General features: G+C 60.9%; 11 protein-coding genes. 8 read left to right on the plus strand and 3 right to left on the minus strand.

Annotated elements, in window-relative coordinates:
- Positions 1-339: 339 nt before the first annotated feature.
- From ABOK31_RS30805 to ABOK31_RS30815, 3 genes are all read right to left on the minus strand, one after another.
- Positions 340-1,251, minus strand: a complete 912-nt coding sequence (locus ABOK31_RS30805; protein WP_349961405.1) for an agmatinase — start codon at positions 1,249-1,251, stop codon at positions 340-342.
- Positions 1,252-1,272: 21 nt separating this feature from the next.
- Positions 1,273-1,968, minus strand: coding sequence for a GntR family transcriptional regulator (locus tag ABOK31_RS30810; RefSeq protein WP_174172774.1), 696 nt, complete (start codon positions 1,966-1,968; stop codon positions 1,273-1,275).
- 86 nt (positions 1,969-2,054) lie between these two features.
- Entirely contained in the window at positions 2,055-2,756 is a 702-nt protein-coding gene (locus ABOK31_RS30815) for a helix-turn-helix transcriptional regulator (RefSeq protein ID WP_174172775.1), read from the minus strand.
- 129 nt (positions 2,757-2,885) lie between these two features.
- Here ABOK31_RS30815 and ABOK31_RS30820 point away from each other — a divergent pair, with 129 nt between their 5' ends.
- The 8 genes from ABOK31_RS30820 to ABOK31_RS30855 all read left to right on the plus strand — a co-directional run bounded on the left by ABOK31_RS30820 (position 2,886) and on the right by ABOK31_RS30855 (position 12,019).
- Complete coding sequence (locus ABOK31_RS30820) at positions 2,886-3,653, plus strand: metallophosphoesterase (RefSeq protein ID WP_349961408.1); 768 nt, start codon at positions 2,886-2,888, stop codon at positions 3,651-3,653.
- Positions 3,654-3,854: 201 nt separating this feature from the next.
- Positions 3,855-4,439: a protein-tyrosine-phosphatase gene (locus tag ABOK31_RS30825; protein WP_349961410.1), complete on the plus strand. Its 585-nt coding sequence runs from the start codon at positions 3,855-3,857 to the stop codon at positions 4,437-4,439.
- A 349-nt stretch (positions 4,440-4,788) separates the two neighbouring features.
- Positions 4,789-5,853, plus strand: coding sequence for an ABC transporter substrate-binding protein (locus ABOK31_RS30830; RefSeq protein ID WP_349961411.1), 1,065 nt, complete (start codon positions 4,789-4,791; stop codon positions 5,851-5,853).
- Between the two features lie 90 nt (positions 5,854-5,943).
- Complete coding sequence (locus ABOK31_RS30835; RefSeq protein ID WP_349961413.1) at positions 5,944-7,710, plus strand: iron ABC transporter permease; 1,767 nt, start codon at positions 5,944-5,946, stop codon at positions 7,708-7,710.
- Positions 7,703-8,764: an ABC transporter ATP-binding protein gene (locus ABOK31_RS30840; protein ID WP_349961415.1), complete on the plus strand. Its 1,062-nt coding sequence runs from the start codon at positions 7,703-7,705 to the stop codon at positions 8,762-8,764. The genes ABOK31_RS30835 and ABOK31_RS30840 overlap by 8 nt, the downstream gene beginning before the upstream one ends.
- Before the next feature lie 102 nt (positions 8,765-8,866).
- Positions 8,867-9,538, plus strand: a complete 672-nt coding sequence (locus tag ABOK31_RS30845) for a response regulator transcription factor (protein ID WP_349961417.1) — start codon at positions 8,867-8,869, stop codon at positions 9,536-9,538.
- Positions 9,528-10,919, plus strand: a complete 1,392-nt coding sequence (locus tag ABOK31_RS30850; protein WP_349961418.1) for a sensor histidine kinase — start codon at positions 9,528-9,530, stop codon at positions 10,917-10,919. Before ABOK31_RS30845 ends, ABOK31_RS30850 begins: the two co-directional genes overlap by 11 nt.
- Positions 10,916-12,019, plus strand: a complete 1,104-nt coding sequence (locus ABOK31_RS30855; RefSeq protein ID WP_349961419.1) for an ABC transporter substrate-binding protein — start codon at positions 10,916-10,918, stop codon at positions 12,017-12,019. Before ABOK31_RS30850 ends, ABOK31_RS30855 begins: the two co-directional genes overlap by 4 nt.
- Positions 12,020-12,149 lie beyond the last annotated feature (130 nt).

Consider the following 12,149-nt stretch of genomic DNA (forward strand, 5'->3'; position numbering starts at 1 on the left):
CTAAGATTACGTATGATGGTATGCCATAATACTGTACTGTCAAGCGGCTTTGAGCGACCGGACTGAAAAACCTGCCGCGCACCAGAAATCATCAGCTATAACAATGCCTTATTGATAGGCAGCAACAAGCGTTCGCAAAAGCGGTGCTTGTTCGCCGCATATCTTCAGCTATCGATGTTCCGCTTTTGTATTAGTTATTATGGTATACCGTCACACCGAAGACATGGGAGAGTCAACCCGCTTCCCCAGGCAAACGACAATTTGATGAGGCATGACATCCACCGACATCATCCGGCATCGTGCAGGTCGGCTCGCCACACGGCTGGAATTTCGCCGGCGTTACTCCTGGCGGACGATGGCACCGATCGCATTGACGACAATGCGCGCCGCGGTCAGGGCCGAAAGGCCGTCGATATCGGCCGGAGGATAGAGCTCCACCAGATCGAAGCCTGCAATCCTCGCCCGCCGACCAAGGCCAGCGATCAGGTCGATGACCTGCGTATAGGTGAGACCGCCGGGCGTTCGTGCCGCCACACCCGGCATGATGCCGGGATCGATGCTGTCGCAATCCAGGGTCACGACGACCCGAGCGCCTTGCGGAATATGCTGAAGAGCTGCCTCGACCCCTTGCGCATGGATGTCGCGGGCCGTGACAAAGCGGCTGCCATAGCGCTGCGCCGCCTCGACGTCGGCAGGACGAGCACTACCGACACTTCGCAGGCCCACCTGCACCATTCCGGCAACATGCGGCATCTCGCTTGCCCGGCGCATCGGGCTCGAATAGCCATAACGCTCGCCATGCAGCTCATCGCGCCAATCGATATGGGCGTCGATCTGCAGGATCCAGACAGGCCCCTCATCCGCAAAGCCGGCGATGAAGGGGATCGTGACGGAACAGTCGCCGCCAAGCAGGATCGGTACGGCCGGCAATGCCAGGACCTCGCGCATCTTCGCCTTAATCCGGTCCCGGTTGCCGGCATTGTCATGCATGACGATCTCAATGTTCCCCACGTCGATGCAGCAAACCGGCTTGCCATCGAAGAGCGGACCGCCGAGATCGAAATCCCAATGCTCGACGAGCGCGGCATCATCCTGGCTGGCAGCGCGGATCGCTCCAGCCGACAGGGCGTAGCCGCTGCTGTCCTTGCCGGGATAGGTGCTGCCGTGACCAGCGCTGAAGATCACCACACGCGGCAGGTGACCATCGTCAAGGCGGTCCGAGAAGCCGAGAAAGGATGGGGAGGCAGTCATCTTCATGGCCTTGGCGAGAAATCAATCGATCGGTTGCCGCCCGGAAAGCACGGCCTGGGCGATAGCGCTTGCGCTGGTGACATGATCCATCGCCGCCTGATAGGCGCCATCGCCATCACCGCGCCTGATAGCATCGACGATACGCGCCATCTGCGCCGGACCCTGGACATCGCGATTTTGCGTCTTGATCGTCATGGAGCGCAGGTGGTTGATGCGTACGGTCAGAAGATTGACGACGCCCCAGGCCACATGGCGGTCAACCATGCTGAACAGCGTCTGATAGAAGGACGATGTGTGGGCAAGCACGCCCACCATGTCCTTCTCACGGTAGCTATGCTTTATATCCTCCAGCGACTTGTCCAGGGCATCGGCGATCGCGGGATTGTTCTGCTCGGCGCAAAGCCGTGCCGCCATCCCTTCGAGTGCCGCACGGATCTCGTAGATCTGCTTGGCCTCGTCGTGATTGAGCTGGGCGACGATTGGCCCCTTGTTCGGAAGGTTGGCGACAAGACCTTCGGATTCGAGATGGCGCAGAACCTCGCGCACGATCGTGCGGCTGACGCCAAGCTGGGCGCAGAGATCGCGTTCCACCAGGCGGTCACCCGGACGGAAATAACCATTGATGATTGCCTCTCGCACCTTGTCGAGGGCAAGCTCCCGCAACGTCTTGGTCGGACGCTCCACGCGAATTGCGGCGCCGTGCGCATCATCATTCATTTCCGCACCCTCGATCTTCGGATACCATAATATGGCCTACCAAAATCATCCATTGTCGAAATGAAGTCAATGCAGCAGAGCGCTCCTCAGAGCAAGGCCTGTTCGTGAATGCCGAAATGCTCCTTCAACACCTTCCAGCCTTTCGGCGTGACGTCAACGGCGCGGGACGAGGGCGACCGCCGTATGCAACCCTCCGCGAAAAGGAGGTTGGTCAAATGAACGCCAAGCGGTCCAGCAAGATGATGTTGGCGCTCCGTCCAATCGAGGCATTGCCGGGCAAGCCCGTAGCGCGTGGGTCTGATACTGGCCGTGTTCATGCCCATGCGGCCGAACCACTCTGCACCAGCCGGCGTGAGTTCGAACCGCTTCCTTTCGGCCGCGATGAGGAACCCTTTCTCCAACAATCCATGGGTTACGGCAATCCCGACACGGCCAGCCAGATGATCGTAGCAGCAACGAGCGAACCGAAGCTTTTGCGCATCCCGGGTCAGCGGCTTTCGTCGCACGGGCTCCGTCGGACCGATCGAGGCCAGGGTCTCGAGCGCCAGCGCGACATGGGAGCCGGCGAGACGATAGTATCGGTGCCGCCCTTCGGTTTCCACAGTCAGCAGGCCGCCGACCAGCAACTTGCCCAGATGGGAACTGGCCGTCTGCGCCGTCACGCCGGCAGAATAGGCGAGTTCCCCAGCAGGTCGAGCCCGGCCATCGAGGAGCGCCGACAGCATGGCAACGCGTGCAGGATCGGCAATCAGAAAGGCAACAGCGGCTATATTCGGCTGGGTCGTCATGTCTAGGCCTCTTCAAGTCAGGCAGCATCATAGCACCGAAATAGTTCGCATGTTTCGACACGCATCGAAGCATTGGGGCAGATCGCCGCCCTAGACTGAGCGCACAAGCAATTGCCACGGAACCGACCCATGACGAAAGAAATCCTCGCCTTTTTCACCGACACGCATCTCGGTCAGAAGTTGGTCGTCAAGAGCGAAATTGCTGGCGACAAGATGGGTTATGAGGAGACGCCGCAAGAGCACGAGCATCACCTGCGCGTGGTTCTCGACGACATCGCCCGCAAGGGCATTTCCAAGGTCGTCTTCGGCGGCGATATCGGCACGGCAAATTCGGTCGTGGGCTTTTTCGAACTCCTGCGCACTTATGCCTTCGATGTGTCGCTCATCCTCGGCAACCACGACACCTATGGCAATGTCGCGCCGTACCATGACATGGACGGCAATATCGTGGCAGGAAAACTATGCTACTCGCAGCAAGACCAGCATCTGAAACGGATTTTCCTCGATACGTCCGACAACGTCATCGGTAACAGCCAGCGCAAGTGGCTCGCCCGCGAACTCGAAGGTGTGAAGCGGGCCGCGGTCTTTCTGCATCACCCGATCCTGCCGCTCGACACGCCGGTAGATCGAACCGGTGCCGCCCTGCGCGACCGGGATGAGGTCAGATCGCTTCTGATCGGCATGGACTGCCAGATATCCCTATTCTGCGGTCACTACCACATGATCGACGAAGCCCGGGACGCAAACATCAGGCAATATGTCTCGCCGGCGGTCTCCTATCAGATCGTCAAGCAATCCGAACGTCTCAAGGCCGATACCGGGATGTTCGGCTATCGTATTCTGGAGATTGACGAAGAAGAGATCAAAACGCAGGTCGTCTTGTTTTCAAAAGCCTAAAGCGGCTTAGCTTTTCACGCAAACTCCGAACCGCTCCATCTCTTTGCCTTTTGCAATTCCGGACGGAAAACCGCTACGCACTTTTCCTGGAATTGCTCCAGGTGGCGCGTACAAGGAGCAAAAGCACTTTCACTTCAGAGCGATGACACTATATCGTATCGCAGCACCGCGGAATCGCCAGTTGATTTGAAGGATATGACAATGGGCGTGCTTTTCTCTCCAGAACTCACGGTTTGTGGCATTGAAGAATTGCCCGATCAACGCGCGCGCAACGTTACCCACGTGCTTTCCCTCCTCGATCCGGAATATCCCGAGCTCGATGTCTTCCACTCCTATGCCAGGCATCATCGCACGACGCTGCGTTTTCACGATATCATCGCGACGGCTCCGGGGCGGGTGATGCCCCAGCCGGAACATGTCGAAGCGATCCTGAAATTCGGCTCTGAGTTTCAGACGCAGCAAGCCCCGGAGGCGTCGAGCCATCTGCTGGTGCATTGCCATATGGGCGTATCGCGCTCGACCGCTGCCATGCTGTCATTGATGGCGCAAGCAAATCCCGACGAGCCCGGCGAGAGCCTTTTTGCTCGCCTGGTAGCCATCCGCCCACAGGCGTGGCCGAACTCCCAGATGATCGGCTTTGCCGACAAGCAGCTCGGCAGGAACGGGGATTTGATCGCAGCACTTGCCCGTCACTATGGCCGGCAGATCAAGGGGCGGCCTGACTTTGTCGACTGGATGACGCATCTCGGACGTCAGGCGGAACTTAATATGGCGATCCCCGCGTAAGGAGCACCTCTCCTGCCTGAGGACCAGCCGCCGGCACGACGGCCTGACTATACATCTTCTTCCGCCGTGACAGTTCCCTGACAGGAATCGATGTCACCTTGGCTGCAATCTGTAGAGGACAGAGACGGCCGGCTCACGAGCCGGCTAGCCATCGGGGAGGAGATATCATGAAAACCGCGCTCGGTCGCAACTAGCGCCTGTCATCCGGCATCCGTCGCCGGCCACCATCAGCCAATCACATCCTATTCACCGGCTTTCCACGAGGAGAGCCGTGTCGTCCATGTGCGTCCCTAATTCAGGGACGCGGGCGGCAACCAAAATCATGCAGCAGTCAACGGGAGGGATTCAAATGTCACTGCTATTCAAGAAACTCAGCATCGCAGCCGCCATGGCGATTGGTATCAACGGCGCAGCCTTCGCGGCAAGCGAAGAGCTCATCGCCGCCGCCAAGAAGGAAGGCGTGATCGCCGTCTATGCCGCGACCGATCTGTCGCAGGCCCAGGCCCTGCTCGATGCTTTCACCAAGAAATATCCCGGCATCCGCATCGATTACAACGATATCGGCACCAATGGCGTCTACAACCGCATCATCTCAGAAGCTGCGGCCAGCCAGGTCGGCGGAGATCTCGTCTGGACGTCGGCGATGGACCAGACGGTCAAGCTGGCCGCCGACGGCTATCTCGCCCCCTATGCCTCGACGGAAATCGGCGCGCTGCCAAGCTGGGCCGTCTATGACAAGACCGTCTATGCCACCACGCTCGAGCCGATCGGCATGATCTACAATAAGCTCGCCCTCAAGGAAGATGAAGTTCCCCGCACCCGCGCAGCCCTGATCGAATTCCTTGGCAAGGCGGATGTTGCCGGCAAGATCGCCACCTTCGACCCGGAAAAGTCCGGTGTCGGCTTCATGATCCAGACGAACGACTCCAAGCAGCGCAGCGATTATTGGGATCTGGTCTCGGCCTTCGGCGCCGCCAAGGGCAAGACCTATTCCTCGACGGGCTCCATGCGCGAAACGGTGGTTTCCGGCGAGAACGTGATCGCCTTCAACCTCATCGGCTCCTACGCGCTCGATTGGGTGAAGAGCGCTTCCAATCTGGGTGTCGCCTTCGGGCAGGATTATACGCCGGCCTTCTCGCGCGTCGCCGCCGTCATCAAGAACGCGCCGCACCCGAACGCCTCCCAGCTCTTCCTCGATTTCATGCTCTCCCAGGAAGGCCAGAACGCCATCGCCTCGAAGGGGATGCCATCGCTGCGCACCGATGTCGACCAGGGCTACAATCTCAACACCATCAACGAGCTGGTCGGCGGCAACCTCAAGCCTATCGCACTCGACGACTCGCGCCTCGAATTCATGGACCCCATGAAGCGCCTCGACTTCCTCAAGAAGTGGCGCGGATCGGTCAAGAGCTGACGCGGCGCCCAATCACCTGAGAGCATTCTCGCAGCCCGAACGGAAGCGGGAATGCTCGAAAGCAACAACCATCAAGAAGGAGGCACGCCGATGTCGGCACCGTCGACACCAGTATCGACTCTGTCTCACGCCGGACGGCCAGCGGTTCATTCGAACCAGACATTCACATCGATCCCGCAGCCGGCCAATGCCCTTGGCTTCAGGCGTATCGTCATCGGTCTGCTTGCCATCGTCGTGCTGGCGCCGATCGTCCTCATCATCTATCAGAGCCTGCTCGACGGACCATTCTTCGCGCCGAAAAGCAAGCTCTCCATCGAGGCCTATCGCTATATCCTGACTGACGAAATGTTCTATGACGCGCTCTGGAACACGGTCATCATGGCGGTCGGCATGGTGGCGATCGCGGTGCCGCTCGGCGCCGCGCTCTCCTTCCTGCTGACAAGGACCGATGTCAAGTTTCGCAAGGCGCTTGAAGTCGTCGTCCTCGTGCCGATGTTCATTTCGGCAATCGTGCTCGCCTTCGGCTATACGGTTTCCGTCGGCCCGGCCGGCTTCCTCACCATGCTGTCGCGCGATATCTTCGGAGCGGCGCCCTGGAACCTCTATTCACTGACCGGGATCGTCATCGTCACGGGCCTCGCCCATGTGCCGCATGTCTATCTCTATGTATCGGCCGCCATGCGCAACCTGCCGTCCGATCTTGAGGAGGCGGCGCGGTCGATGGGGTCGCCGATCTGGCGGGTCTGCCTGGACGTGACGCTGCCTATGGTCCTGCCGGCACTGGTCTTTGCCACCGCGCTGAACCTTTTGATCGGCTTCGAGATGTTCGGCGTTCCCTATGTTCTTGGCGACCCCAGCGGCATCATCGTTCTGACCACCTATGTCTACAAGCTCACGACGCTGTTCGGCGTGCCGACCTATCAGCTGATGGCCGTCGTCGTCGTCCTGCTCGTCCTGCTCACCCTGCCGCTCGTCGGGTATCAGCGACGCCTGCTGCGCCATAGCCGCCGCTATGCCGCTCTCGGAGGCAAGGGGGCGCGAACGACCGTGATGCGCCTTGGCCGGACCGGCCAGATCGTCGCGCTCTCCTTCATCGGCTTCTGGCTCTTCGTGTCGGTGGCATTGCCGATCGGCGGCATCGTGCTGCGCGCCTTCGTCGATGCCTGGGGACAGGGCGTCAATCCGCTGGCGCATCTGACCGTCGCGCATTTCGCGACGCTGCTCGAAGTGCCGACCCTGTTTCGCGGTATCGTCAACACCGTCATCCTGTCCGTGGTCGGCGGGGCGGCAGCGGTCGCGATCTATCTCGTGATCGGGCTTGCGGGACATCGCCACAGAGGCATGTCCAACACCGTTCTCGACTATATGGTGCTCTTGCCACGCGCCATGCCGAGCCTCATCATTGGCCTTGCCTTCTTCTGGCTGTTCCTGTTCGTGCCCTTCCTCATTCCGCTCAGAACGACGCTGATCAGCCTGTTTGCCGCCTATGTGATCGTCGGCCTTTCCTACGGCCTGCGCCTGCTGCAGGGCACGCTGATCCAGGTCAGCCCCGAGCTGGAGGAGGCCGCGCGCACCACTGGCGCGACCATCGGCCGGAGCTGGCGCGATATTGTCATCCCGATCATCCGGCCGGGTCTCGTGGGCGCCTGGGCGCTCATCATGATCGTATTCCTGCGCGACTACGCCACCGGCATCTATCTGATGAGCGCCGGCACCGAGGTCATCGGCTCTCTCATGATGGCGCAGCTTCAGTCCGGCGCCATGGATACGATCGCCGCCCTCGCCTTTGTCAGCATCCTTCTTACCGGCAGCGGCCTTGCCCTCGCCCTTCGTCTCGGAGCCAAGATCCATGACTGATCTCATCGTTCAAAACGTGCATAAGTACCTCGGCGGCCTGCACATCCTCCAGGGTGCCTCCTTTACCGCCAATCGCGGATCGATCGTGTCGCTGCTCGGTGCCTCGGGTAGCGGCAAGACCACCCTTCTGCGCTGCATCGCCGGTCTCGAACAGCCGGAAGTCGGCCAGATCAAGATCAGCGGCTCGGTGGTCTTCGACGGCGACAAGCGCGTTACCGTCGCGCCGGAAAGCCGCAATATCGGGCTGGTTTTCCAGTCCTATGCGCTATGGCCGCATCGCTCTGTCGCGGAAAACGTCGCCTACGGCCTGAAGCTCAGGGGCGTCAACAAGGCGGATGCGGAGAAGCGCGTTCTCGACACGCTCGGCAAGATCGGCCTCGGCCATCTAGCCGAACGCTATCCGGATCAGCTTTCCGGCGGCCAGCAGCAGCGCGTCGCCATCTGCCGCGCCCTCGTCTACGAACCGAAGATCCTGCTCATGGACGAGCCGCTGTCCAATCTGGATGCGAAACTGCGCGAAGAGGCTCGTTACTGGATTCGCAAGCTCGTTCTCGATCTCGGTATCTGCGGTGTGCTCGTCACGCACGATCAGGCCGAAGCACTGGCGGCTTCGGACAATATCCTGCTCCTGCGCAACGGAAAGGTGGCGCAGGAAGGCCCGCCGCAGGATATCTATTCAAAGCCCTCGAGCTTCTACGTCGCCGATTTTCTCGGCGCGAACAATGTTGCCGCGGGACGCATCAAACGCGATGGCCCTGCAGCCAGCATCCATGGTAGCAACTGGCAGCTCGATGGCGTGATGATGGGGGATGGGGCGGAAAGCGAAGGCAAGGCCGTCATCCGCGTCGAGCAGGTCGCCGTTCACGACCAGCCGGCACCTGGCCGCATCGAAATGCAGCTGGAGGCGTGCCTGTTCCTCGGCGACCGCTGGGAATACCGCCTGTCCTACGGCGATTTCAAGGCCAAGGCGTTCGGGCCGAAGCTGATGGCGGCAGGCACGGTCTGGGCGGAGATTCCGCGCGAGAGCGTGTGGCTGTATCCAGAGGCCGCTTAAAGCAGCAAGAAAGCGGTTCGGAGCTGCGTTCAGACCCGAACCGCTCAAGAAAGGGAGGAATTTTGCGTCTGCAATTAACGAGGATCTGGCCAGGTGAGCGCCATGCGCATTCTGCTCGTTGAGGATACGCAAGACGTTGGCGAGGCCATCTGCCGGCGCTTTCAGGCTGTCGGCCATACGGTCGACTGGCAGGTGAACGGCCGCGTCGCCGCCGAGATCCTGGCCTTCACGGACTATGATCTCGTCATCCTCGACGTCATGCTGCCAGGGCTCGACGGCTTCGAAATCTTAAAGGGGCTGAGACGCGCCCGCGTGACGACGCCCGTTCTCATGTTGACAGCACGGTCGGAGGTCGACGATCGTGTCGGCGCCCTCGACCTCGGCGCCGACGACTATCTCGTCAAGCCTTTCGACTTTCGCGAGCTTGAAGCCCGGGCCAGGGTGCTGCTACGCAGACGGAGCGGCGACGCGACCAACTTCGTCACCTGCGGCGACATCGTGCTTGATCGCACCAGCCGCTCGGTGAAAGTCGGCAAGCGTGAGGTTCAGCTGAAGCGCAGGGAGATGACGCTACTGGAAATATTTGCTTCGCGGCCCGGGCGCGTGTTCAGCAAGCAGGAGCTGCTCGACCAGCTCTACGGCTTCGACGAGGCCGTTAGCGCCAATGCGATCGAGCTCTATGTCGGACGGCTGCGTAAGAAGCTGGAAGGGGCAAAGGCCCGTATCGTCACGCTTCACGGCATCGGCTATCAGCTGGTCTCCGATGACGCTTGATCGCTCGCTCTTTGCCCGCCTGGCGGTCGTCATGTCTGTGCTCCTGACCGCCGGCGCGGGAGTGCTCATAACCACAAGCTGGTATTCCGCGCGCACCGCCGCCGACGATGCCTATGACCGGGTTCTGGTCGGCGCAGCATTGCAGATCGCCGATGGCCTTGCCGTCCAGGAAGGCGCCCTGATCGTCGATCTAAGGGCGTCGGCATTCGAAATGCTGGGGCTGGCCGACCGCGACCGCATCTTCTATCGCATCCTCGATCCGTCGGGAAAGACACTCACCGGTCACCGCGATCTGGAAACTGACGTCGACCTCGCCACCGTTCGCCGGGAGCCGGTCCTGAGCTCCGGCCTTTATAAGGGCGAAGCCGTACGCATCGCGGTCGTCGGGCGAGCCCTCTCCGACCCGGCGGCCTCGGGCTGGGCACATGTGATCCTCGCCCAGACCGTCGAAGCGCGCCGGGCGCTGACGCATGAACTGACGCTCGGCGCCGCAATCACCATCGTCATCATGTGCTTCCTGGCACTGGCGGTGATGATCCTCTCCATCCGCCAGGCGCTGCGACCGGTCAACCAGTTGGGCGGAGCTCTTCGCCGCAGGGATCCGCAGGATCTGACGCCTCTTTCCGTATCGGTACCGCGTGAGCTTCGCCCCTTCGTTGGTTCCATCAATCATTTCATGGGTCGCCTCAACGAACGCGTCGTGCTGCTACAGCGTTTCATCGCAGATGCGGCACACCAGATACGGACACCGCTGACGGCACTTACAGCTCAGCTCGACCTCTTGAACAATGACAAGCTGGACGAGGCGGACAGGCAGCATCTCGGGCGCGTCCAGCAGCGCGCCGACGAGCTGGCGAGATTGACCAACCAGCTCCTGAGCCATGCCATGGTCATCCACCGTGCCGAATCCGTGCAGCTCGAACCCGTCGATCTCAATGAAATCGCCAGGCGTGCCTTTCGCGTGGCAGTACCGATTACGGTCGACCCCGATATCGTCGTCTCCTTCGAAGAGGCCGATGTCGAGCTTGCCGTTCTCGGCGATCCGGTCAGCCTGCGCGAGGCGATCGTCAACGTCATCGACAATGCTCTTCGCCATGGAACGCTCTCCAGGCTCGAAGTGCGGGTGCGCGATGCTGGCTCCCTTGCCCATGTCGAGGTCGAGGATGACGGCCCGGGCATTCCTTCCGAAGAATGGCCGCGTGTCACGCAGCGCTTTCAGACATCCAAAGCCGGCGAAGGAAGTGCGGGGCTCGGCTTTGCCATCGCATCGGAAGTCGCCGCCGCGCATGGCGGTGCACTGCAGTTTCGCGCCAAGGGCGAGGACGCGCACGGCTTCACCGTCATTCTTGCGCTTCCGCGCATTCACAGGGAGGGAAAATGAAGCCACAGCTCCTCCTTGCGTCCTGGCTGGGGCTTGCAGCCTTTGCCTTTGCACCGACCTTGGCAACAGCCGTGGAAGGCACGTCGAAGCTCTTCCCGGCGGTCAATGGCGAGACGGCCCGCCTGTCGATCCATGGCGCGGCCGATCTCCAGGCCATGGAGCCGTTGATCCGGGATTTTCAGGAAATGGCGCCGGATATTGCCATCGAATATTCCGACTATGTCACGAATGAGCTGCATCGGAAGGCGAGCGCCGCCTGCGAACAGAACACGCCGCTTGGCGACCTCTGGCTTTCCTCCTCGCTCGATCAGCTCGTCAGCCTGGCCAACAACGGCTGCGCCTCGGCCTATCATTCATCGGAAACCGCCCAGGTGCCGAAATGGGCCAATTGGCGCGACGAGGTCTTCGGCTTCACCTTCGAGCCGGCGGTCTTCGTCTACAATGCGCGCTACGTGCCATCGAACGATGTTCCACGCACCCGCGCCGAGCTTGCCGATCTACTGCGGCGCAGGCTCGACTACTATGAGGGGCGGGTGGGTACCTTCGACATCAGGACGTCAGGCGTCGGCTATCTCCTCGCCTTCAGCGATGCTCGTCAGGCGACCGCGACCTATGGCCGCCTTCTCGAAAGCATGAGCCGCGCCGACGTGAAGGTCAGCTGTTGCACCGGGACCATCCTGCAGGAAATCGCCAGCGGACGGATCTACCTCGCCTATAACATGATCGGGTCCTATTCCTATGCGGCCGCTCGGGCCAATCCCGATCTCAGGGTCGTCATTCCACGTGACTATACGCTGATCCTGAGCCGTGGCGTGTTGGTACCGAAGGTTGCGCAGCGGCCGGACCTTGCCAGGCGCTTTCTCGATTATCTCCTCTCCAAACGCGGTCAGGACCTGGCGCGGCGCAAGGCCTTTTTCTTTGCCGAGAAAGGCAATATTCCCGAAGGGGTCGACGGCCCGTCGACCCTCGGCGAACTGAGCTTCGTTCAGCCGATCCGCATCGGCCCCGCATTGCTTGCCGCACAGGACGAAGCGCAACGGCGTCGCTTCATAGACGACTGGAGCCACTCGATGCTGAGCCAGCCGGCATCATCGCCCTGAGCAGCGAGGCGATGCCATTCGCCTACCCGCCCTCACAAACCAAACCGGCACGATGCGAATTCCGGTCGAGTGCATTTCCGGAAAGCCTAGCTCACCACGACGATTACTGCTGTCGTAGCTGACGGATCAT

The sequence above is a fragment of the Rhizobium sp. ZPR4 genome, assembly GCF_040215725.1.
Lineage (GTDB): Bacteria > Pseudomonadota > Alphaproteobacteria > Rhizobiales > Rhizobiaceae > Rhizobium > Rhizobium rhizogenes_D.